This window comes from Streptomyces sp. NPDC059002 (assembly GCF_042740435.1).
Taxonomy (GTDB): Bacteria; Actinomycetota; Actinomycetes; order Streptomycetales; family Streptomycetaceae; genus Streptomyces.
Window position 1 is genome coordinate 89,372 of record NZ_JBHYJI010000003.1, and the last position, 20,466, is coordinate 109,837.

Annotated in this window: 23 protein-coding genes; 14 read left to right on the top strand and 9 right to left on the bottom strand. The window is 71.2% G+C overall.

Annotation, left to right across the window (positions count from 1 at the left end; genetic code table 11):
- Positions 1–110: 110 nt before the first annotated feature.
- Positions 111–971, bottom strand: a complete 861-nt coding sequence (gene folP, locus ACFWZ2_RS04085) for a dihydropteroate synthase (RefSeq protein WP_384541457.1) — start codon at positions 969–971, stop codon at positions 111–113.
- A 125-nt stretch (positions 972–1,096) separates the two neighbouring features.
- Here folP and ACFWZ2_RS04090 point away from each other — a divergent pair, with 125 nt between their 5' ends.
- Positions 1,097–1,507, top strand: a complete 411-nt coding sequence (locus ACFWZ2_RS04090; RefSeq protein ID WP_384541460.1) for a DivIVA domain-containing protein — start codon at positions 1,097–1,099, stop codon at positions 1,505–1,507.
- A complete protein-coding gene (locus ACFWZ2_RS04095) occupies positions 1,504–2,094 on the top strand; it encodes a DNA-3-methyladenine glycosylase I (protein WP_384541463.1) in 591 nt (196 codons plus the stop codon). Before ACFWZ2_RS04090 ends, ACFWZ2_RS04095 begins: the two co-directional genes overlap by 4 nt.
- Before the next feature lie 17 nt (positions 2,095–2,111).
- On the opposite strand, the gene ACFWZ2_RS04100 is transcribed toward ACFWZ2_RS04095, so the two are convergent.
- Positions 2,112–2,912, bottom strand: a complete 801-nt coding sequence (locus ACFWZ2_RS04100; protein WP_384541466.1) for an enoyl-CoA hydratase/isomerase family protein — start codon at positions 2,910–2,912, stop codon at positions 2,112–2,114.
- Between the two features lie 39 nt (positions 2,913–2,951).
- Between ACFWZ2_RS04100 and ACFWZ2_RS04105 the strand changes: the two genes are divergently transcribed.
- Positions 2,952–3,233 (top strand): hypothetical protein, encoded by a 282-nt coding sequence (locus tag ACFWZ2_RS04105; protein ID WP_384541468.1) that lies wholly within the window; start codon positions 2,952–2,954, stop codon positions 3,231–3,233.
- Entirely contained in the window at positions 3,221–3,388 is a 168-nt protein-coding gene (locus ACFWZ2_RS04110; protein ID WP_003966491.1) for a DUF3117 domain-containing protein, read from the top strand. The genes ACFWZ2_RS04105 and ACFWZ2_RS04110 overlap by 13 nt, the downstream gene beginning before the upstream one ends.
- A 176-nt stretch (positions 3,389–3,564) precedes the next feature.
- On the opposite strand, the gene ACFWZ2_RS04115 is transcribed toward ACFWZ2_RS04110, so the two are convergent.
- Positions 3,565–4,263: an O-methyltransferase gene (locus ACFWZ2_RS04115; RefSeq protein ID WP_384542146.1), complete on the bottom strand. Its 699-nt coding sequence runs from the start codon at positions 4,261–4,263 to the stop codon at positions 3,565–3,567.
- Between the two features lie 153 nt (positions 4,264–4,416).
- On the opposite strand from ACFWZ2_RS04115, the gene sigE reads away from it, so the two are divergent.
- From sigE to ACFWZ2_RS04140, 5 genes are all read left to right on the top strand, one after another.
- Positions 4,417–5,190: an RNA polymerase sigma factor SigE gene (gene sigE / locus ACFWZ2_RS04120; protein ID WP_384541470.1), complete on the top strand. Its 774-nt coding sequence runs from the start codon at positions 4,417–4,419 to the stop codon at positions 5,188–5,190.
- Positions 5,187–6,185 carry an anti-sigma factor family protein gene (locus tag ACFWZ2_RS04125; protein ID WP_384541473.1) on the top strand — a complete coding sequence of 333 codons (999 nt, stop codon included), beginning with the start codon at positions 5,187–5,189 and terminating at the stop codon, positions 6,183–6,185. The genes sigE and ACFWZ2_RS04125 overlap by 4 nt, the downstream gene beginning before the upstream one ends.
- 131 nt (positions 6,186–6,316) lie before the next feature.
- Positions 6,317–8,236 carry a trypsin-like peptidase domain-containing protein gene (locus ACFWZ2_RS04130; RefSeq protein ID WP_384541475.1) on the top strand — a complete coding sequence of 640 codons (1,920 nt, stop codon included), beginning with the start codon at positions 6,317–6,319 and terminating at the stop codon, positions 8,234–8,236.
- Between the two features lie 123 nt (positions 8,237–8,359).
- Positions 8,360–8,830, top strand: coding sequence for a sec-independent translocase (locus tag ACFWZ2_RS04135; RefSeq protein WP_384541478.1), 471 nt, complete (start codon positions 8,360–8,362; stop codon positions 8,828–8,830).
- Positions 8,831–8,950: 120 nt separating this feature from the next.
- Positions 8,951–9,619 carry a hypothetical protein gene (locus ACFWZ2_RS04140; RefSeq protein ID WP_384541481.1) on the top strand — a complete coding sequence of 223 codons (669 nt, stop codon included), beginning with the start codon at positions 8,951–8,953 and terminating at the stop codon, positions 9,617–9,619.
- A gap of 109 nt (positions 9,620–9,728) precedes the next feature.
- On the opposite strand, the gene ACFWZ2_RS04145 is transcribed toward ACFWZ2_RS04140, so the two are convergent.
- The 3 genes from ACFWZ2_RS04145 to ACFWZ2_RS04155 are packed head-to-tail and all read right to left on the bottom strand — an operon-like array spanning position 9,729 to position 12,731.
- The gene (locus ACFWZ2_RS04145) at positions 9,729–10,862 is read right to left on the bottom strand and encodes an Mrp/NBP35 family ATP-binding protein (RefSeq protein ID WP_384541484.1); all 1,134 of its coding nucleotides are present in this window, start codon (positions 10,860–10,862) and stop codon (positions 9,729–9,731) included.
- Between the two features lie 44 nt (positions 10,863–10,906).
- Entirely contained in the window at positions 10,907–11,464 is a 558-nt protein-coding gene (locus tag ACFWZ2_RS04150) for a DUF1003 domain-containing protein (RefSeq protein WP_384541487.1), read from the bottom strand.
- A complete protein-coding gene (locus tag ACFWZ2_RS04155) occupies positions 11,454–12,731 on the bottom strand; it encodes a magnesium transporter MgtE N-terminal domain-containing protein (protein WP_384541490.1) in 1,278 nt (425 codons plus the stop codon). The genes ACFWZ2_RS04150 and ACFWZ2_RS04155 overlap by 11 nt, the downstream gene beginning before the upstream one ends.
- Positions 12,732–12,923: 192 nt before the next feature.
- Between ACFWZ2_RS04155 and ACFWZ2_RS04160 the strand changes: the two genes are divergently transcribed.
- A complete protein-coding gene (locus ACFWZ2_RS04160; RefSeq protein WP_384541492.1) occupies positions 12,924–13,697 on the top strand; it encodes a hypothetical protein in 774 nt (257 codons plus the stop codon).
- 70 nt (positions 13,698–13,767) lie between these two features.
- Here the strand turns inward: ACFWZ2_RS04160 and ACFWZ2_RS04165 are convergent, their stop codons facing one another.
- Both ACFWZ2_RS04165 and ACFWZ2_RS04170 read right to left on the bottom strand, forming a co-directional pair.
- Entirely contained in the window at positions 13,768–14,280 is a 513-nt protein-coding gene (locus ACFWZ2_RS04165) for a hypothetical protein (protein WP_384541495.1), read from the bottom strand.
- A gap of 41 nt (positions 14,281–14,321) precedes the next feature.
- Positions 14,322–15,458 carry a magnesium and cobalt transport protein CorA gene (locus ACFWZ2_RS04170; protein ID WP_384541498.1) on the bottom strand — a complete coding sequence of 379 codons (1,137 nt, stop codon included), beginning with the start codon at positions 15,456–15,458 and terminating at the stop codon, positions 14,322–14,324.
- Positions 15,459–15,958: 500 nt separating this feature from the next.
- On the opposite strand from ACFWZ2_RS04170, the gene ACFWZ2_RS04175 reads away from it, so the two are divergent.
- The gene (locus tag ACFWZ2_RS04175; RefSeq protein ID WP_384541501.1) at positions 15,959–16,543 is read left to right on the top strand and encodes a suppressor of fused domain protein; all 585 of its coding nucleotides are present in this window, start codon (positions 15,959–15,961) and stop codon (positions 16,541–16,543) included.
- An 18-nt stretch (positions 16,544–16,561) separates the two neighbouring features.
- Here ACFWZ2_RS04175 and ACFWZ2_RS04180 read toward each other — a convergent pair whose 3' ends face one another.
- A complete protein-coding gene (locus ACFWZ2_RS04180) occupies positions 16,562–17,815 on the bottom strand; it encodes an MFS transporter (RefSeq protein ID WP_384541504.1) in 1,254 nt (417 codons plus the stop codon).
- 163 nt (positions 17,816–17,978) lie between these two features.
- Here ACFWZ2_RS04180 and ACFWZ2_RS04185 point away from each other — a divergent pair, with 163 nt between their 5' ends.
- The 3 genes from ACFWZ2_RS04185 (at position 17,979) to ACFWZ2_RS04195 (ending at position 20,429) form a co-directional block, all read left to right on the top strand.
- Positions 17,979–18,620, top strand: coding sequence for a DUF6758 family protein (locus ACFWZ2_RS04185; protein WP_384541507.1), 642 nt, complete (start codon positions 17,979–17,981; stop codon positions 18,618–18,620).
- 222 nt (positions 18,621–18,842) lie between these two features.
- Positions 18,843–19,709: a PHP domain-containing protein gene (locus tag ACFWZ2_RS04190; protein WP_384541510.1), complete on the top strand. Its 867-nt coding sequence runs from the start codon at positions 18,843–18,845 to the stop codon at positions 19,707–19,709.
- A 114-nt stretch (positions 19,710–19,823) separates the two neighbouring features.
- Positions 19,824–20,429 (top strand): MarC family protein, encoded by a 606-nt coding sequence (locus ACFWZ2_RS04195; RefSeq protein WP_384541513.1) that lies wholly within the window; start codon positions 19,824–19,826, stop codon positions 20,427–20,429.
- Positions 20,430–20,466: the final 37 nt, after the last annotated feature.

Below are 20,466 nucleotides of genomic sequence, written 5' to 3' on the forward strand. Positions count from 1 at the left end.
ACACCCACCCCCCGCCCGCCGTCTTCGCGCCCCCCCCCGGGGTACACTAGTATCTCTATCCCCCCCCCCCGGCGGGCGGGCCCCCCCCCCCCCCCCGCCCCGGCTCCGTCTCAGGCCAGCCCGCGCCGTGCCACGGCGGGGGCCCTGTGCCCCGCGATGGTGGCCACCATGTCGAGCACCTGCCGGGTCTCGGCGACCTCGTGGACGCGGTAGACCTGCGCGCCCAGCCACGCCGAGACCGCCGTCGTCGCCAGCGTGCCGATGACGCGCTCCTTGACGGGCTTGTCGAGGGTCTCGCCCACGAAGTCCTTGTTGGACAGCGAGACGAGGACCGGCCAGCCCGTGTCGGTCATCTCGCCGAGCCTGCGGGTCGCCTCCAGGCTGTGCCGGGTGTTCTTGCCGAAGTCGTGCCCCGGGTCGATCATCACGGACTCGCGCGGCACGCCCAGTTCCACCGCGCGCTCGGCCAGGCCGACCGTCACGCGCAGGATGTCGGCCATCACGTCCTCGTACGTGATCCGGTGCGGCCTCGTACGCGGCTCGGCGCCACCCGCGTGCGTGCACACCAGGCCCACCTTGTACCGCGCGGCGACCTCCGCGAGCTTCGGGTCGACCCCGCCCCAGGCGTCGTTGAGCAGATCGGCGCCCGCCTCGCAGACCGCCTCGCCCACGTCGTGCCGCCAGGTGTCGACGCTGATCACCACGTCGGGGAACCGCTTGCGCACCTCCGCGACGAAGCCGACCGTGCGGCGCGCCTCCTCCTCGGCGGTCACCTCCTCGCCGGGGCCCGCCTTCACCCCGCCGATGTCGATGATCGCGGCGCCCTCGGCCACCGCCTGCTCCACCCGGGCGAGCGCGGGCTCGTCGCGGAACGTGGCGCCCTGGTCGTAGAAGGAGTCCGGGGTCCGGTTGACGATCGCCATGATCACCGGCTCGTGCGCGTCGAACTCGCGCCTGCCAAGCCTGAGCATCCCCTGTGGCCCTCCTGGGTCCTTGTCGCGGTTCGGCCGCCTGCGACCTTAACTGTCAGTGCCGCATGGCACGATCGGACCCTGACAGTTTCAGCACGGGCAGTCGAGCGTGGGGGCCTGAAGAGATGGTCTTGTTCTTGTTCCTGGTCATCGCCCTCGTGGTGGTGGTCGGCGCGGTGACGCTCGGCGTGATCGGCGGCGGGGAGAACGGCGCGCTGCCCGAGGCCGCGCCCGAGCGGTTCACCGACCCGCTGCCCGACGACCGGCCGCTGCGCCGCGCCGACGTCGACGCGGTGCGCTTCCCGATGACGCTGCGCGGCTACCACATGGGCGAGGTGGACGACGTGCTCGGCCGCCTCGGTGCCGAACTGGCCGAGCGCGACGCCCGCATCGCCGAGCTGGAGTCGGCCCTGGCCGGCGCACAGGCCACCGCGGTCGGCGGCAAGAGCCTCTTCGAGGGGTACGAACCGCGCAAGGCGGCCCTCCCCCACGACGAGCACGAGGAGCACGAGCGGCAGACGGGGGACGACCAGTGAGCACGAGCGACGCCGTGGCGGGGCCCGACGGGGGCCTGCGCTGCCCGTGGGGCCTGTCCACCGAGGACTATGTGGCGTACCACGACGACGAATGGGGCCGCCCGGTCCACGGCGACGACGCGCTGTACGAGCGGCTCTGCCTGGAGGCCTTCCAGTCCGGCCTGTCGTGGATCACGATCCTGCGCCGCCGCGAGGGCTTCCGCACCGCCTTCGCCGACTTCAAGATCGCCGCGGTCGCCGAGTTCACGGACGAGGACCGCGAGCGCCTCCTCGCCGACCCCGGGATCATCCGCAACCGCGCCAAGATCGACGCGACCCTCGCCAACGCGCGCGTGCTCGCCGACTGGCCCGAGGGCGAACTGGACTCCCTGATCTGGTCGTTCGCGCCCTCCGCCGCCTCCCGCAAGGCCCCGAAGAAGCTTTCCGACGTGCCCGCGATCACCGACGAGTCCACGGCCCTGTCCAAGACCCTCAAGAAGCGCGGCATCCGCTTCGTCGGCCCCACCACGGCGTACGCCCTGATGCAGGCCTGCGGCCTGGTGAACGACCACCTCGCGGACTGCGTGGCCCGCGAGGCGGCGGGCTAGGACCCCCGTCCGGCGGATCAGCGGCCCAGGTACTTGGGCTTCTCCTTCGCGATGAAGGCCTGCACCGCGATCGTGTGGTCCTCGGACGCGCCCGCCTTCGCCTGGAGTTCGTCCTCCTTGTCGAGAGACTCGTCCAGGGTGTGGCCCGCGGCGTAGGCGAGAGACTCCTTGAGCGCCCCGTAGGCGAGCGTCGGGCCCTCGGCCAGGGTGCGGGCCACCCGGGCGGCCTCCTCGGCCAGCTCCGCCGCGGGTACGACCTTGTTGGCGATGCCCAGGTCGTACGCCTCCTGCGCGGTGATGTTGCGCGGGAACAGCAGCAGATCCGCGGCCCGGCCGGGGCCGATCACACGCGGCAGCGTCCAGGAGACGCCCGAGTCGGCGGTCAGCGCGACACCGGCGAACGAGGTGTTGAACTTGGCGGTGTCCGCGACGACGCGATAGTCGGCGGCGAGCGCGAATCCGAATCCGGCGCCCGCGGCGACGCCGTTGACCCCGGCCACGACGGGCTTCGGCATCCCGGCCAGGGCCCGCACGATCGGGTTGTAGTGCTCCTTGACCGTGCTCATCGTCTGCCCGGTGCCCGCCTCGCGGTCCGCCGCGAGGAAGCCGATGTGCTCCTTGAGGTCCTGGCCCACGCAGAAGGCGCGCCCGGTCGCGGTGAGCAGCACGGCGCGCACGGCGTCGTCCGCGGCGGCGGCCCGCGCGGCGTCCCGCAGGGCGACCTTGGCCTCGGTGTTCATCGCGTTCATCGCGTCGGGGCGATTGATCGTGATCGTCGCGAGTCCGTCGCTCACCTCGTAGAGCACGCTGTCGGCCATGGTGGTCCCCTCCGCTGGTCCAGTACGTAGGAGCTCAGCATGACGGAGATCATCGGGCTCCGGTACGAGGCCGGATATGTGACCTGCGTCAAAGAAATCCGGGTCTGTGAGGCGTATGGGGCGGCGAAGTATCGCAGCCACATCGCCGAATTGGGTGGTTTTGCGGGCGCGCGTTGCGCAAGCGATGCCGACCGATGTTGGTCATCGGGTCCCGCCATGCGGGATAATGGCCTGGAAGCAATGTGTTCGATGCCGGTGACACCTGGGTTGTCGGCTGCGATGAGCTGGTTTCAGGAAGGGGAACGAGCATGGCGGCCATGAAGCCGCGGACGGGCGACGGCCCGCTCGAGGTGACCAAGGAGGGGCGGGGCATCGTCATGCGCGTTCCGCTCGAAGGCGGCGGACGACTTGTCGTCGAACTGACTCCGGACGAGGCCGACGCGCTCGGCGACGCCCTGAAGAAGGTCGTCGGCTGACGCGGAAGCGCCCACACTTTTTCACTGCCCCGGCATCGTACGACGATGCCGGGGCAGTGCCGTATCAGGCCCCCGTCAGGGGCACGACGGGCTGGGCCCCGTAAGCGGCGCGGGGAACTGCGCGAGCAATCACGACGAACCCGCAGACCGGCACCTGCCGGAACCCAGAGGAAGCCTCACCGCTTGACGGCGCAGAGCAGCCCGTCCCCGACCGGCAACAACGACGGCACCAGATCCGGACTCTCCCGCACCGTGCGCAACAGATCCCGCAGCCGCAGCACCTCCACCGGCTGCGGCCCCGAATCCACGGTCCTGCCGTCCGCGAAGACCCCCTCGAAGCAGACCAGTCCACCGGGCCGCAGCAGGCGCAACGATTCAGCGAGGTACTCCAGGGACTCCGCGCGGTCGCCGTCGCAGAAGACGAGGTCGTAGCCGCCGTCCGCGAGGCGGGGCAGGACGTCGAGGGCGCGCCCGGGGATGAACCGGGCCCGGTTCCCCGCGAAGCCGGCGGCGCGGAAGGCCTGACGGGCGAACTGCTGGCGGTCCGGCTCGGGATCGACCGTGGTCAGTACGCCGTCCGGCCGCATGCCGTGCAGCAGATGGATCCCCGACACCCCGGTCCCCGTACCGATTTCGGCCACCGCTTTCGCGTCAGCGGTGGCCGCGAGCATCCGCAGCGCGGCGCCGGTGCCGGGCGACACCGAGGGCAGCCCTGTCTCCCGGGCCCGGTCCCGGGCCCAGCGCAGTGCCTCGTCCTCGGCGACAAAGGCGTCGGCGAACGCCCAGCTCGTCTGCCGGTTGCCGGTAATGGCCCTCTCCTGTCCCCGTGGTTGCCTGGCCGTGACTGTATCCGTTGGGGCCGGGAACCCGCAGATGGGACCGGGCGTTATGAGGGGGTGGGAGCGCAACGGGGGTAACGGATGGATCAAGACCGGAAGCGGGCGCGTCGAAGCGGCAGGACACCTGCGTGGAAGCCCGTACCAAATTCACGTAAAAACGCTTATCCGGAGCTAACGGGCGAGGTGGTTATGGTAGGGGCTCCACTGGACACCACCAGAGCCGACAGGGGAGGTGCGGCTGCGTCCGCGGATCGGGGAGGAGCGCTCCGGCGTTTTCTCAGGTTGGCGGGTGAGCCGAAATCCGTGACCGACACCGCTGACCGCATCCGTGCCAACGACTCCGCTCAGACCGCGACCTTTGCCGCTGACGCGGATGCGCAGGCGTGGACTCCGCCCACCTGGGAGGAGATCGTCAGCACGCACAGCGGCCGCGTCTACCGCCTGGCGTATCGCCTGACCGGCAATCAGCACGACGCCGAGGACCTCACGCAAGAAGTCTTCGTCCGTGTCTTCCGGTCCCTCTCGACCTACACGCCCGGCACCTTCGAGGGCTGGCTGCACCGCATCACCACGAACCTCTTCCTGGACATGGTGCGCCGCAAGCAGCGGATCCGCTTCGACGCGCTCGGGGACGACGCCGCCGAGCGCCTCCCGAGCCGTGAGCCGTCGCCGCAGCAGGTGTTCAACGACACGCACTTCGACGCGGACGTCCAGCAGGCGCTCGACACCCTCGCGCCCGAGTTCCGCGCCGCCGTGGTCCTCTGCGACATCGAGGGCCTCTCGTACGAGGAGATCGCCGCGACCCTGGGCGTCAAGTTGGGTACGGTCCGCAGCCGTATCCACCGCGGCCGCTCGCAGCTGCGCAAGGCGCTCCAGCACCGGTCGCCCGAGGCCCGCGCCGAGCGCCGTTCGCTCGCCGTGACGGGGGCCGTGGCGCTGGGAGGAGGGGGCGCGACCGCGTGAGTGGATCACGGTCGAATCCTGCCGAACGGCACCTAGCCGAGGCCGAGCAGCATCTGGGGGACCGACTCGCCGCCCTGGTGGACGGCGAGTTGGGCCATGACGCGCGCGAGCGCGTCCTCGCACATCTGGCGACGTGCCCGATGTGCAAGACCGAGGCCGACGCCCAGCGTCGGCTCAAGAGCGTCTTCGCGCAGGCGGCACCGCCGCCGCCGACCGAGAGTTTCCTGGCCCGGCTCCAGGGTCTTCCAGGGGGCGGCATCGAGCCCCCCGGGGACGGGGACGGGTTCGCCACCGGATCGACCGGATCAGCGGGGCTGCCCCGGTCCGGGGTCTTCGGCGTGAGCGCGGAGTCCTTCGTGGGATACGTGCCGTCCGGCGCCCATGCCGCGGTGCTCCCCAGCGAGCAGCGGGGCTTCCGCATCCACGACGTCAGCAGGCACGAGGCCGAGCGTTCGCCCTGGCGCGGGCGCCGGTTCGCGTTCGCCGCCGCGGGTGCGGTGTCGCTGGCCGCGATAGCGCTGGGCGGTGTCACGGCGGGCGTGCCCGCCGATGTGACCGACCGCGCGGGCGGCTCCGGCAACAACAGCAATGTGACGCCGCAGCGCACCCAGGGCTCGGGCCCGGCGGCGACGTCCGACTCCACACGCCGCCGTGGCGGCGGCAATCCGCTGTCGGTGCAGGGCCGTCGCCCCGGCGTCCTGTCGGCGCCCGTCGCCCCGACCGAGGTGACGGGTCCGCTGCTGCCGGGCACCCCCGCGCAGCCGCTGCACACCCAGGACCCGGTGTACGAGCTGACGGCGCCGATGGTGGCCGGTGCCGCCGCGATGTCCCCGTTGATACGTCCGCCGTCCCCGGACCGCAGGGCCACCACGACCCAGGGTTCCGAACTCCCGGGCCTGGGCGGCTCCGTGGGGAGCCGGGAGACGGAGTCGCTCAGCAGCGCCACGTCGGCGCCGGGCGCGGGACCGCTGAAGGGCACGTCGCAGATTCACTGACGCGACGTCGCCCTGCGCTCCGGCGGGGGAACCTGGTTGAATCCTCGGTGGGCCGTGCTTGCCGGGGGACTCGGCGGGCGCGGGGTTGAGGATCTGATCGGCGTCCGCCGCGGGCCAGTTGTGGGGAGAACATGGACGAGGGGAAGCCCGCGAAGGCGAAGTGGTGGAGCCGCCCCCGGCCGGAGGCACCGGGCGCCGCCCCGGAGCCGGCCCCCGCGCCGCAGCCGCCGGACCAGGATCCGTCGCAGGCGGCCCCGGCGGACCCGACGCCGCACGTCTCGACCTCGCACGCCCCGGTGCCGGGTGCCCCGATACCGGCTGCCCCCATACCGAGTGGCTCGACCCCGCCCGCAGGCACCGGCTTCGACGCCTCGGCCCAGGGCGACCCGGGCCAGCACGCGGCAGCCCCGGCTCCGGCTCCGACCCAGGCCGTCCAGACCCCGGCCCCGGCCGACTCCATGCCACCGGTCCCCGCACAGGCCACCGGCAGCACCCAGGCTCCCGCCCCGGCCCCGCCCCCGGACGCCACCGCCCCCGCCGAGCGCCCGCGTCCGCTGCACGACCCGGACCCGTACAGCACACCGCCGTACGGCGAACCGGGCCCCTGGGCCCCCGCCCCGCCGGTGCAGCACCCGGCGGCGACCCCGGCCCACGGCACGCCGCTCCCGGGGCCCCCGCACGGAGCGACGCCCCCGCACGGGACGCCAGGGCCGCCCCCGGTCCACGGCGGCACCCCGCCGCACGGCACCCAGAACCCGCCCCCGGTCCACGGCGCGGCCCCGTACAACGGCGCAGCGCACCCGCAGGCGCCCCCGCCCCAGGCGATGGGACACCAGACGGCGCCGCAGCAGAGCGGTGCTCCCCGGCAGGCGTACGACCCGTGGAACGCGCCGCTCCAGCAGACCGGCGCCGTACCCCCTGAGCCGCCGGAGAAGCGGCGCAAGCGGGCGCGGCGGACGCTCGCCCTCGTGGTCGCGCTGATCGCCGTCGTGTCCGGCGGCATCGGCGGCGCGATCGGCTCGTACCTGGAGCGCAACGGCGGCGTCAGCGACATCGAACTCCCGCAGGCGGACGCCGAGTCCAAGGACCGGCCCAAGGGCAGCGTGGCGGGCATCGCGTCCGCAGCCCTGCCCGGAGTCGTGACGCTGCACGTCAGCGGCGACTCGGCGCAGGGCACCGGCACCGGCTTCGTGCTCGACGCCAAGGGCCACATCCTGACCAACAACCACGTGGTCGAGCCCGCGGGCACCGGCGGCGAGATATCCGTGACCTTCAGCGGCGGCGAGACCGCCAAGGCGGAGGTCATCGGCCGCGACTCCGGCTACGACCTGGCGGTGGTCAAGGTCTCCGGCGTCCGCGGACTCCACCCGCTGCCCCTCGGGAACTCGGAGAACGTCCAGGTCGGCGACCCCGTCGTGGCCATCGGCGCCCCCTTCGACCTGGAGAACACGGTGACCTCCGGGATCATCAGCGCCAAGGAGCGGCCCATCACCGCGGGCGGCGAGAAGGGCGACGGCAGCGACATCTCGTACGTGGACGCGCTGCAGACCGACGCCCCCATCAACCCGGGCAACTCGGGCGGCCCGCTGGTCGATTCGAAGGCCCGCGTCGTCGGCATCAACAGCGCCATACGCTCCGCCGACGACGGCTCGGACCCGGACGGCGGCCAGGCGGGATCCATCGGCCTCGGCTTCGCCATCCCCATCAACCAGGGCAAGCGCGTCGCCGAAGAGCTGATCAACTTCGGCAAGGCGACGCACCCGGTGATCGGTGTCACGCTCGACACGGAGTTCACCGGTGACGGCGCCCGCATCGCCGACAAGGGCAAGAACGGCGGCCCCGCGGTCAACGCGAACGGCCCCGGCGACAAGGCGGGCCTCAAGCCGGGTGACGTCATCACCGAGGTGGACGGCCGCCCCGTGCACTCCAGTGACGAGCTCATCATCAAGGTCCGCGCCCACCGCCCCAAGGACAGCCTGGCGCTGACGGTCGAGCGCGGCGGCGACGACCGCGAGGTGACCCTGGTGCTCGGCTCGGCGGGCGGGAGCTGAGTAAAGGACTGGCCAGGTGTGTCCCGAGTTGTCGTGCAGCGGCTACCGGTCGGACACGAGCGGCGGGTACCGTGGTCACGGTCCAGACCACGCAACGGGCTGAGGACTCGCAAGGAGCTCAAGGTGTTCAATGACATTGGCGCACTCGAGATAGTGACGCTGGTCGTCCTCGCCGTGCTCATTTTCGGTCCCGACAAGCTGCCGAAGGTCATCCAGGACATCTCCCGCACGATCCGCAAGATCCGCGAGTTCTCCGACAGCGCGAAGGCGGACATAAGGGAAGAGCTGGGCCCGGAGTTCAAGGACTTCGAGTTCGAGGACCTGAACCCGAAGAAGTTCATCCGCAAGCAGCTCGACAACGACGAGCTCGGGCTCAAGGAAATCCGCAACGGCTTCGACCTGAAGAAGGAGATGAACGAGGTCGCGGACGCGGTGCACGGCCGCGAGAGCGCCTCGGACGACTCCTCGGACGACTCCTCCGCGGCGCCCGCCGCGCTCTCCGGAGGGGCCCGCGTCGACATGCAGAAGAAGTCCGCGGAGCCCAAGAAGCTCGAGGCCGGCGACCGTCCGCCGTTCGACGCGGACGCCACCTGAGTCATCGCCTGAGCCGCCGCCGGGAACCGGTGTGGCTATCCTGCCTTGTTGTCCGGCGTGAGGACGCCCGAGGGGGGCGGGCCGCTCCGGACCGACGAGAGCGAGGAGGCGGCCGGGTACATGGAGACGACAAGTCGGGTAGGCGCGCAGGCGCCGGCCGCGGACGGCACCGCACAAGCGGTGCCCTCCGCCCGGCGCACGGTCGACGGCTACCTGCTGGCGCCCTTCCCCTGGTACGGCCTTGACGAGGCCTTCACGGGGCAGCGCTGGCTGATGCAGGTCGGCGCGACGGCGGACGGTGCGGTGGAGCACGGTTCGATCGGCCACGGCGACGAGCCGTCGGTCCGCGCCGAGGGCACCCTCGGCAACAGCGACAAGGAGCGCTTCGCGGTCGTGGTGACCGTCGCGGCCAACCCGGTGCGGCGCAGCTCCGACGGCACCGGCGTCCTCGAGGCCACCTCGGTCTCGTCGGCGGCCTGGCTCGCCGGTGTGGGCCTGCTGTCCCACACCTGGCCCGGGCAGATGGACCACACGCTGCGCGACGACTGGCTGGACCAGCAGACGGAGACGGCCTGGGTGCTCGCGGACGACCTGGAGGGCTCCGACTGGTCGGCGCTCTCCCTGCCGGTGGACGGGGCGCCGACGCCGTTCCACTACCGCGAGTCCGAGTTCGGGTGGGTCCTCGCGGGCTCCACGAAGGAGGGCGTGCATCTCGGCGCCTACGGGCGCGGGATGAGTGCGTACGGGCTCGGATTCTCCGTGATCAAGGACATCGGCGCGTACGCCTAGCACTCCGTGGAGCTGGACTCCGTGGGGCGCGTGGATCGCTGCGGGCCGGTTGTGGCCGGTCGCGCAGTTCCCCGCGCCCCTTCGGGGCTCGCCCCCTACGGGGCGCCTCTCAGAACTTGTTGCGCGGGGTGATCCCGAGCGACATGCCCGACAGGCCGCGCTGGCGGCCGCCCAGCTTGCCCGCGATCGTGCGCAGCGCCGAGCCCGCGGGGGAGTCGGGGTCGGTCAGGACGACCGGCTTGCCCTCGTCGCCGCCCTCGCGCAGGCGTACGTCGATGGGGATGGAGCCGAGCACCGGCACCGTCGCGCCGGTCGTCTTGGTGAGGCCCTCGGCGACCTTCTGACCGCCGCCCGTGCCGAACACGTCGACCATCTCGCCGCAGTGCGGGCAGGGCAGCCCCGACATGTTCTCGACGACGCCGACGATCTTCTGGTGGGTCTGTACGGCGATGGAGCCCGCCCGCTCGGCGACCTCGGCCGCGGCCTGCTGGGGCGTCGTCACGACCAGGATCTCGGCGTTCGGGACGAGCTGCGCGACCGAGATCGCGATGTCGCCGGTGCCCGGCGGCAGGTCGAGGAGCAGCACGTCCAGGTCGCCCCAGAAGACGTCCGCGAGGAACTGCTGGAGGGCGCGGTGCAGCATCGGGCCGCGCCACACGACCGGTGCGTTGCCCGGTGTGAACATGCCGATGGAGATGACCTTCACACCGTTCGCGGACGGCGGCATGATCATGTTCTCGACCTGGGTGGGCTTGCCGTCGGCGCCCAGCATGCGGGGCACGGAGTGGCCGTAGATGTCCGCGTCCACGACGCCGACCTTCAGACCGTCCGCCGCCATCGCGGCCGCGAGGTTCACCGTCACCGAGGACTTGCCGACGCCGCCCTTGCCGGACGCGACCGCGTAGACCCGGGTCAGCGAGCCGGGCTTGGCGAAGGGGACCTCGCGCTCGGCGGTGCCGCCGCGCAGCGCGGCGGCCAGCTCCTTGCGCTGGTCGTCGCTCATCACGTCGAGCGTGACGTCGACGCGCGTGACGCCGTCGACGGCGGCGACCGCGTCCGTCACGTTCTTCGTGATCGTCTCGCGCATCGGGCAGCCGGAGACCGTCAGGTACACGGTGACCGCCACCGCCCCGTCGGCGGCGATGTCCACCGATTTGACCATCCCCAACTCGGTGATGGGTCGCTGGATCTCGGGGTCGTTCACCGTCGCCAGTGCTTCGCGCACCGCGTCTTCCGTAGCCATAAGACCGATAGTACGGCGCGGTAACCCGGGCCGGGAAAGGCCCGTCAACGGTCGCCTACATCACTTCCCCGGGAGCGCTCCTGCGGGAATACGGCGTGCTGCTCCTCCAGCTCCTTGACCAGGTCCTGGAGTTCGGAGCGGATCCAGTCGCGGGTGGCGACCTCGCCGAGCCCCATGCGGAGCGAGGCGATCTCGCGGGTGAGGTACTCGGTGTCCGCGATGGAGCGCTCGTTCTGCTTGCGGTCCTGTTCGAGATTGACGCGGTCCCGGTCGTCCTGGCGGTTCTGCGCGAGCAGGATCAGCGGAGCGGCGTACGACGCCTGGAGGGAGAGCATCAGCGTCAGGAAGATGAACGGGTACTGGTCGAAGCGGAGTTCGTCGGGGGCGGCGATGTTCCACACCACCCACAGGATGATGACGACCGTCATCCAGACGATGAACCGGCCCGTGCCCAGGAACCGGGCGATCCGCTCCGAGAGCCGCCCGAACGCCTCCGGGTCGTAGTCGGGCAGCAGCTTGGTGCGCGGGACGCGCGGCTGGTCGAGGCGGAACCGGGAGGTCCTCGGCTCGGCGCGGTTCTCGCGGTCGCGGTCAGCCGCCATGTCCCGCCCCCTCCTCCTCCAGGTGGAACTCCGTCTCGCGCCAGTCGTCCGGCAGCATGTGGTCCAGTACGTCGTCGACGGTGACCGCCCCGAGGAGCGCGCCGCCCTCGTCGACGACGGGCGCCGCCACCATGTCGTACGTCGCGAAGAACCCGGCGACGGCGGGCAGCGTGGCGCCCGGGGCGAGCGGCTGGAGGTCGTCGTCGAGGATCGAGCCGACCAGGGTGTACGGCGGATCGCGCAGCAGCCGCTGGAAGTGCACCGTGCCCAGGTATTTGCCGGTCGGCGTCTCGTCCGGCGGGCGGCACACGTACACCTGCGCGGCGAGCGCGGGGGAGAGGTCCTCCATGCGCACCCGGGCGAGGGCGTCGGCGACCGTGGCGTCGGGGCGGAGCACGATCGGCTCCGTCGTCATCAGACCGCCCGCGGTGCGCTCCTCGTACGCCATCAGGCGCCGCACGTCGGCCGCGTCGTCCGGCTGCATCAGGGTGAGCAGGCGTTCCTTGTCGTCCTCGGGCAGCTCGGCGAGCAGGTCGGCGGCGTCGTCGGGGTCCATGGCCTCCAGGACGTCCGCGGCGCGCTCCTCCTTGAGCTTGCCGAGGATCTCGATCTGGTCGTCCTCGGGCAGTTCCTCCAGGACGTCGGCGAGCCGGTCGTCGTCGAGTGCGGCCGCGACCTCGGCCCGTCGTTTCGGCGACAGATGGTGCAGGACGTTGGCGAGGTCGGCGGGGCGCAGCTGTTCGAAGGTGGCGAGCAGGTTCTCCGCGCCCTGTCCGTGCTCCTCCAGGGAGAAGCCGTCGACGGCGGACCAGTCGACGGTGAGCGTCTCGCCCTTGCGGCGGAACGTTCCGCCTTTCCCCTTGCGTACGAAGACGCGGTCGATCTCCCAGTCGCGCCGGGCGGGCAGCTGCTGGACCGAGACGTCCAGGACCGTCACCTCCTCGCCCGTCTCGACGAGCCTGACCCGCCGGTCGAGCATCTCGCCGAGGACGAGCCGCTCGGTGGGCCGCTGCTCGAAGCGCCGTACGTTCAGTACGCCGGTGGTGATGACCTGGCCCGATTCGACACCGGTGACCCGGGTCATGGGCAGGAAGATCCGCCGCCGGGTCGAGAGCTCCACGACGAGGCCGAGGAGCCGCGGGGGCCTGCGCCCGACCCTGAGCATCACGACGATGTCGCGCACCCGGCCCACCTGGTCGCCGTTCGGGTCGAAGGCCGGTACGCCGGAGAGGTGCGAGACGAAGACCCGGGGAGCGCCTGCCGCCATGCCCGCGCTCCCTTCTCGCCAGGGGATTCATCACTTTTGTCCGGCAATACGGGCTTCAGGCTAGCCCGTCCCGGTCGGATGCGCCCCGGCGGAGGGTCCGGACGGACTGACTCCGATCCACTCCGTCGGCACAGGTACGCTGCCGTACTGCCGAAGCCGTAGAGGTCGTCCGCACGAGAGGCAGCGCCACCTGTGACCGCACTTCCCCTGGCAAGCCGCACCCGCAGGGCCGCACTCGTGAGCGCGATGTGCGCGGGCCTGGTGGCGGGGGGCGCGGGCCTCACGGGGTGCAGCAGCGAGGACCCGGACGCGGGCACGAACGGCGTCGGCAAGCTCCCCGCGGCCAAGATCCAGACCAAGTCGAGCGCGGCCGCCGAGGGGGCGTCGGCGGTCCGGCTCTCCGGCACCGTGGTCAGCAAGAGCCACACGTACACCCTCGACATGCGCGTCAAGGGCGAGGGCGGCACCGGCTCGGTCACCTCCAAGGGCCAGACGTTCCAGCTGCTCCGCATCGGCGAGCAGCTGTACCTGAAGGCCGACTCGGCGTTCTGGACGCACGAGAACGGCAAGGGCGGCGGCGGAAAGTCCAAGAGGGCGGACGAGACGGCCGCGGCCAAGCTGGACGGCAAGTACGTCAAGGTCCCCCAGGGCGACCCCGCCTACCAGCAGCTGAGCGGCTTCACGGACAAGGACGTACTCCTGGACGGCATGCTCACCCTGCACGGCGAGCTGGCCAAGGGCGACCGCGGCAAGACGGGCTCCACCCGCACCATCAAGATCACCGGCGACGAGGGCGCGGGCGGCACCCTGGACGTCTCCCTCGACGGCAAGCCCTACCCCCTCCGCCTGGAACGCGGCGGCCACGCGGGCACCCTCAAACTCACCGACTGGAACAAGGACTTCGCCCTGGAGGAACCGGGCAAGGACGAGATGGTCGACTACGGCAAACAGCTGCCGACGTCGTAGGGCCCCGTAAGGGGCGCGGGGAACTGCGCGAGCAACCGAACAAAACCCGCACCCAGAATCGGCGAATGCCTCAACGCCGCTTCCGCTTGAAGAGCAACCGGGGCAGAGCCCCAGGAATCGGCTGACGCGTAGTCGCAACGCTCGGCAACGGCGCAGCCGCAAGCGACTCCGAGGGCAACTCGCCGACCGCCCCACGCGGAGTGAGCCGCACCACCCGACACTGCTCGGCCCACCGCACGGTGACCCCCTCCGCGTCGGACGCGTTGAGCCGCTTCCCCTTCAGCTCGGCGACAGCCGCATCCCACGGCTCGGAGCCGGGCGCGAGCTCGGCGACGGCCGCCGTCCAGGCGACGACGCGGCCCCCCTTGTCCTTGCTGCGCACGGTCACCTCGGCGACACCCCCGTCGACGAGCCCCGGCAGCGGCTGCTCGTCGGGCCCGTCGCCGACGACGTGCGCGGCGCCTTCGTGCCAGACGTGCCACAGCGCCCGGGCGGGGGAGTCCTCGCCCCGGACCCAGATGAGGCCGGACTTCTTGGTGGCCTCCTCGACGAGGGCGCGGTCGAGCAGCGGGTCAGCAGTCATGGCGGCAGCCTATCGAGTGACGGCGGCGCTTCCAGGGGCGCTCACAGCCAGCCGTTGCGCTTGAGGGTCCGGTGGATCGCGAAGCAGACGCCGCCGATGAGGGCGAGCACCATCGGGTAGCCGAACCGCCAGTGCAGCTCGGGCATGTACTTGAAGTTCATGCCGTAGACCCCGCAGACGGCCGTCGGCACGGCGATGATCGCCGCCCACGAGGTGATCTTGCGCATGTCCTCGTTCTGCGCGACGGCGGCCTGCGCGAGATTGGCCTGGAGGATCGAGTTGAGCAACTCGTCGAAGCCGATGACCTGCTCCTGGACGCGCGTGAGGTGGTCGGCGACGTCACGGAAGTACTTCTGGATGTCGGGGTCGACGAGCCGCATCGGCCGCTCGCTGAGCAGCAGCATCGGGCGCAGCAGCGGCGAGACGGCCCGCTTGAACTCCAGGACCTCGCGCTTGAGCTGGTAGATCCGCCCGGCGTCGACGCCGCGCGAGCTGCCCTTGCCCTTGCTCGGCGCGGAGAAGACCTCGCTCTCCACGTCGTCGATGTCGTCCTGCATGGCGTCGGCGACCGCGAGATAGCCGTCGACGACGTGGTCGGCGATGGTGTGCAGGACGGCGGAGGGGCCCTTGGCGAGCAGCTCGGGGTCCTCCTGGAGGCGCCGCCGCAGGGCGCGCAGCGAGCCGTGGCCGCCGTGCCGCACGGTGATGAAGAAGTCCCGCCCGGTGAAGCACATCACCTCGCCGGTCTCCACGACCTCGCTGGTGGCGGTGAGTTCGGCGTGCTCGACGTAGTGGATGGTCTTGAAGACGGTGAAGAGCGTGTCGTCGTAGCGCTCCAGCTTGGGCCGCTGGTGGGCGTGGACCGCGTCCTCGACGGCGAGCGGGTGCAGCCCGAACTCGGCCGCGATCCCGGCGAATTCGGCCTCGGTCGGCTCGTGCAGGCCGATCCACGCGAAGCCGCCCTGCCTGCGCACTTCGAGCATCGCCTCGTGCGGGGTGAGGGCGTCGGCGCACTCCAGGCGCCGCCCGTCGCGGTAGACGGCGCAGTCGACGACGGCCGACGCGGCGTCCCGGGTCGCGTCGTAGGCGTACGAGGAGGTGGGCGACGAGGGGTAGCCGCTGCCGTCCTTGCGCAGCGAGGGGCGGACGGCGGCACGAAGGTCGCGGATCATCGACATGGGCAGGCTCCTTCGACGGAGGCCGCCTGCGACGGTTGGAACTGCCCGGAATGGGGACGTCCTACTGCGGGAATGTTTGGCACGTCCACAAAGCGGGGAGCACCGCACCGTCGCGGTGGCAGCTTCGCTACTGACACAGATCAGGGAACTCAGACAGATCAGGTGGAAACGAAGTGCTCTTCCGTCGCACACGGCACGAACAGTGCATGTGGTGCGTGCGTGTGCTTGCGCAGCTACCGGGCTGCGTGATTCATCGGGCGGAAGAGCGGGTGGTACTGCACGGTCGACTTCGGTCCATTGCAGCCCCACCTCCTCCGGCCGGTCCCCCGTAAGGGAAGTCCCATGCGCCCTCTGCACCCGTGGCGCAGAGTCAGTGTCTGTCTGCAGGGCTTGAAAGCGACGCTTCTGCGTGCTGCCCTGAGCCAGCGGCCAACACTATCAGCCGACTGAAGTGTCAAGCCCCCGCTTTGCGCTTCACTGACGAGTTCTATGCTCGCGTCATGGCTGATGTTCTTGCGCTTGTCGAGGCCCGTCTCCGTACTGGCCTGGGGGAACCCGACGCACGCGCCGCGGTGACCTTCCTCGGCACCGACCGCGTCGAAGTGTTGCGGTTCACGGACGGCGACATCGTGCGCTACGCCACGCTCGGCATGTCCGCCCAGCCGATGACCGACCCCACGGCCGCGCTCGCCGATCCGGTCAAGGGCCCGCGCGCGGAGCTGGTGTTGTCCGTACGAGGAGGACTCGCCGACACCGACAAGGTGCTGCGCCCGCTGGCGGTGCTCGCCGCGTCCCCTCAGGTCGAGGGTCTGGTCGTGGCACCCGGCGCCTCGCTGGACGTGGGCGAACCGCTGTGGCCCGGCGCGCCGTTCACCTCGGTCCTGGTCGCGGAGGCGGGCGGCCTGGTCGAGGACCTGGACCTGGACGACCCGATGGATCCCGTACGTTTCCTTCCCCTCCTGCCCATGACGCCGAACGAGGCGGCGTGGAAGCGGGTGCACGGCGCGGCCGCCCTGCAGGAGCGCTGGCTGAACAGCGGAACGGACCTGCGCGATCCGCTGCGCAAGTCCGTGTCCCTGGACTGAATTCCCTTACCGGGGCGATCAGTTGGCGAAGACCGTGACGCCGTCCTCCGTGGCGTGCTTCGGCTCCAGCTCCTCGGCCTCGTGGGTGAGGGCGTTCCTGCGCACCCAGACCACCACCGCGCCGAGCACCGCCGTGACGGCCGCGACCACGAACGGGATGTGGATGTTGCTCCACTCCTCGATCTTCGGCGCGAAGAACGGCGCGGCGGCCGCGGCGAACCACCGCACGAAGTTGTATCCGGCGCTGGCCACCGGGCGCGGCGCGTCGGAGACGCCGAGGGCGAGCTCGGTGTAGACGGTGTTGTTCACGCCGATGAAGGCGCCGGACAGGATCGTGCAGACGACGGCAGCGGTGTGGTTGCCGTAGCCGAGTGCGAGGACGTCCACGGCGAGCAGCACCAGTGAGCCGCCGAGCACCTTCAGGGAGCCGAACCGCGCCTGCAGCCGCGGCGCGACGAGCACCGAGAACACCGCGAGCAGCACGCCCCAGGCGAAGAAGACCGCGCCCGACTTGTACGGGGTCATGTTGAGCACGAACGGGGTGAAGGCGAGCACGGTGAAGAACGTGTAGTTGTAGAAGAACGCCGAGGCCGCCGCGGAGGCGAGCCCGCCGTGGCCGAGCGCCTTGATCGGGTCGAGCAGCGACGTCTTCCTCGCGGGCTTCGGCTCTTCCTTGAGGAACGCCGTGATGCAGAGGAAGCCGATCGCCATCAGCGCCGCGGTGCCGAAGAACGGGTAGCGCCAGCTGGCGTCGCCGAGCAGGGCGCCGAGCAGCGGGCCGCACGCCATGCCGAGGCCGAGCGCCGACTCGTAGAGCAGGATCGCGGCCGCGCTGCCCCCGGCGGCCGCGCCGACGATGACGGCGAGGGCGGTCGACACGAAGAGCGCGTTGCCGAGGCCCCAGCCGGCCCGGAACCCGACGAGCTCACCGACCGAGCCCGAGGTCCCGGAGAGTCCCGCGAAGACGACCACGAGCGCGAGTCCGAGCAGCAGCGTCTTCTTGCCGCCGATGCGGCTGGAGACGAAGCCGGTCACCAGCATCGCGACGGCGGTGATCAGGAAGTACGAGGTGAACAGGAGCGAGACCTGGCTGGCGCTCGCGTCCAGGCCCTTGGCGATGGAGGGCAGGATCGGGTCGACGAGCCCGATGCCCATGAAGGCGACGACGGAGGCGCCCGCCGTGGCCCACACGGCCTTCGGCTGCCGCAGGAGACTCGTCGCTCCCGCGTCGAATGGATCCCCTTCGGCGGGGCCTCCCGTGCTGCTGTTCATACAGCCGCTCCTTCACTGCTTCCACTGAGGTCGTTGACGTATACACATATTAAGTTAGGGAGACTAAAAGATGCAAGTTACATCTAGTTTTGCCTGGTGACAGGGCCACCGGACGGGTGATCGTCCTTGACGGAGCGACGACCGGGGAGGACCGTTGGGCGCTATGAGGGGCGAACCCAGTTGCCCGAAGTGTGGTGGCCGGGTCAGGGCTCCCGGTCTCTTTGCCGACTCCTGGCAGTGTGATGTGCACGGCACCGTGCACCCGCTGCAGCCCGTGATCCCGCCCAGCGTCGAGGCCCTCCAGGTCGTGGTGCGCCGTGCCCAGGTGCCGGTGTGGATGCCATGGCCCCTGCCGGTCGGCTGGCTGTTCACGGGTGTGACCTGCGCGGGCGACGACCGGAGTGGCGGGCGCGCGACCGCCGTGGCCTGCTCGGGGCCCGCTCCGCTCGGCGGCGTCGGCGAGCTGGTGCTCGTCGCCGAGGAGCTGGGCGTCGGACTCGGCGCGCGGTACGCGGGCATCGACGGACCCGACCCCGGCCCCTCCATGAGCGTCGAGAAGCCGCCGCAGGCCAAGGTCCTCGCGGCCGGCAGGCCGACGCCGATGTGGCATGTGTCGGGCACGCCGGACGACCGCGCCGTCTTCGCGGGCGAGGCGCGCGGCCTGTGGCTGTGGGCCATCGCGTGGCCGGAGCAGTCGGGGCTCCTGATGTACGACGAGCTGGTGCTCACGGATCTGCGGGACGCGGGGGCGGAAGTGGATCTGCTGCCGTGCGGGGCGTTGTCGCCGCGGCTGCTTACGCCGTAGGGCGTGAGCGGGGGTGTGGCGCGGCCCGCGACGGGGTGTCGCGCAGTTCCCCGCGCCCCTGAGACCCGGCCCCCGCGGTCGTCGTTGATCCGCGGGCCCGTCGTGGCTGGTCGCGCAGTTCCCCGCGCCCCTTCGGGGCTCCGTGCGGTCGGGGGAGCGTTCGATTCCCGTTATCCTTGACCGTCCCCTTATGTCGCCCCGTCAGAGCCTGGAGTACGCAGCGTGCGCATCGATCTGCACACCCACTCCACCGCCTCCGACGGCACGGACACCCCGGCCGAGCTGGTGCGCAATGCCGCCGCTGCCGGGCTCGACGTCGTCGCGCTGACCGACCACGACACCACGCGCGGCTACGCGGAAGCGATCGACGCGCTGCCCTCGGGGCTCACCCTCGTCACCGGAGCCGAGCTCTCCTGCCGGCTCGACGGCGTGGGCCTGCACATGCTGGCGTACCTCTTCGATCCCGACGAGCCGGAGCTCGCCCGCGAGCGCGAGCTGGTCAGGGACGACCGGGTGCCGCGCGCGAAGACGATGGTGGGCAAGCTCAAGGACCTCGGCGTGCCGGTGACCTGGGAGCAGGTCGCGCGCATCGCGGGCGACGGTTCGGTGGGCCGCCCGCACATCGCCGAGGCCCTCGTGGAGCTCGGCGTGGTGCCCAGCGTCTCCGACGCCTTCACGCCCGAGTGGCTCGCCGACGGCGGCCGCGCGTACGCCGAGAAGCACGAGCTCGACCCCTTCGACGCCATCCGCCTGGTCAAGGCGGCCGGTGGCGTCACCGTCTTCGCACACCCCGCCGCCGTCAAGCGCGGCCAGGTCGTGCCCGAGGCCGCGATAGCCGCGCTCGCCGCGGCGGGTCTCGACGGCATCGAGGCCGACCACATGGACCACGCACCCGAGACCCGCGCCCGGCTGCGCGGACTCGCGGCGGACCTCGGTCTCCTCGCCACCGGCTCCAGCGACTACCACGGCAGCCGCAAGACGTGCGTGCTCGGGGAGTTCACCACCGACCCCGAGATCTACGGCGAGATCACCCGCCGGGCGACGGGGGCGTTCCCCGTGCCGGGCGCGGGTGGGAACCCGACCGCCTGACACCTCGCCACACCCTCGCTCCACAGCACCGTTTCCGCGGCGGTGGCTGCCGTGCCCCGTGCCCGGCGCCGTCCGGCGCGGCTCCTTCGTACGACTCTCCGCAAGGCCATCACTGTGTTCGACGTTGCCGTTTTTGGATCCCTCTTTCTCACCCTATTCGTGATTATGGACCCCCCTGGGATCACCCCGATCTTCCTCGGTCTGACCTCGGGTCGCCCCGCCAAGGTGCAGCAGCGGATGGCCTTCCAGGCCGTCTGCGTCGCCTTCGGCGTGATCGCCGTCTTCGGCCTCGTGGGCCACCAGATCCTCAACTATCTGCATGTCTCCGTGCCCGCGCTGATGATCGCGGGCGGACTCCTGCTGCTGCTCATCGCGCTCGACCTGCTCACCGGCAAGACGGACGAGCCGAAGCAGACGAAGGACGTCAACGTCGCGCTCGTCCCGCTCGGCATGCCGCTGCTGGCGGGTCCCGGTGCGATCGTCTCGGTCATCCTGGCCGTGCAGAACGCCGACAGCGTCGCCACGCAGGTCTCCGTCTGGTCGGCGATCGTGGCGATGCACGTGGTGCTGTGGCTGGTGATGCGGTACTCGCTGCTGATCATCCGGGTCATCAAGGACGGCGGCGTGGTCCTCGTGACGCGGCTCGCGGGCATGATGCTGTCCGCCATCGCGGTGCAGCAGATCATCAACGGCGTCACGCAGGTGATCAAGGGCGGCTGAGGCCGCGCCGATGAACGAAGGGCCCCGGCACCAGGAG

Coding starts and splice junctions, on each gene's coding strand:
- ACFWZ2_RS04105 (WP_384541468.1), top strand. CDS start 2,952: ATGACGGAGATCATCGGGCTCCGGTACGAGGCCGGATATGTGACCTGC.
- ACFWZ2_RS04140 (WP_384541481.1), top strand. CDS start 8,951: ATGGAGACGACAAGTCGGGTAGGCGCGCAGGCGCCGGCCGCGGACGGC.
- sigE (WP_384541470.1), top strand. CDS start 4,417: ATGGTAGGGGCTCCACTGGACACCACCAGAGCCGACAGGGGAGGTGCG.
- ACFWZ2_RS04170 (WP_384541498.1), bottom strand. CDS start 15,458: ATGTCGATGATCCGCGACCTTCGTGCCGCCGTCCGCCCCTCGCTGCGC.
- ACFWZ2_RS04165 (WP_384541495.1), bottom strand. CDS start 14,280: ATGACTGCTGACCCGCTGCTCGACCGCGCCCTCGTCGAGGAGGCCACC.
- ACFWZ2_RS04150 (WP_384541487.1), bottom strand. CDS start 11,464: ATGGCGGCTGACCGCGACCGCGAGAACCGCGCCGAGCCGAGGACCTCC.
- ACFWZ2_RS04185 (WP_384541507.1), top strand. CDS start 17,979: ATGAGGGGCGAACCCAGTTGCCCGAAGTGTGGTGGCCGGGTCAGGGCT.
- ACFWZ2_RS04100 (WP_384541466.1), bottom strand. CDS start 2,912: ATGGCCGACAGCGTGCTCTACGAGGTGAGCGACGGACTCGCGACGATC.
- folP (WP_384541457.1), bottom strand. CDS start 971: ATGCTCAGGCTTGGCAGGCGCGAGTTCGACGCGCACGAGCCGGTGATC.
- ACFWZ2_RS04175 (WP_384541501.1), top strand. CDS start 15,959: ATGGCTGATGTTCTTGCGCTTGTCGAGGCCCGTCTCCGTACTGGCCTG.
- ACFWZ2_RS04090 (WP_384541460.1), top strand. CDS start 1,097: ATGGTCTTGTTCTTGTTCCTGGTCATCGCCCTCGTGGTGGTGGTCGGC.
- ACFWZ2_RS04155 (WP_384541490.1), bottom strand. CDS start 12,731: ATGGCGGCAGGCGCTCCCCGGGTCTTCGTCTCGCACCTCTCCGGCGTA.
- ACFWZ2_RS04180 (WP_384541504.1), bottom strand. CDS start 17,815: ATGAACAGCAGCACGGGAGGCCCCGCCGAAGGGGATCCATTCGACGCG.
- ACFWZ2_RS04145 (WP_384541484.1), bottom strand. CDS start 10,862: ATGGCTACGGAAGACGCGGTGCGCGAAGCACTGGCGACGGTGAACGAC.
- ACFWZ2_RS04130 (WP_384541475.1), top strand. CDS start 6,317: ATGGACGAGGGGAAGCCCGCGAAGGCGAAGTGGTGGAGCCGCCCCCGG.
- ACFWZ2_RS04110 (WP_003966491.1), top strand. CDS start 3,221: ATGGCGGCCATGAAGCCGCGGACGGGCGACGGCCCGCTCGAGGTGACC.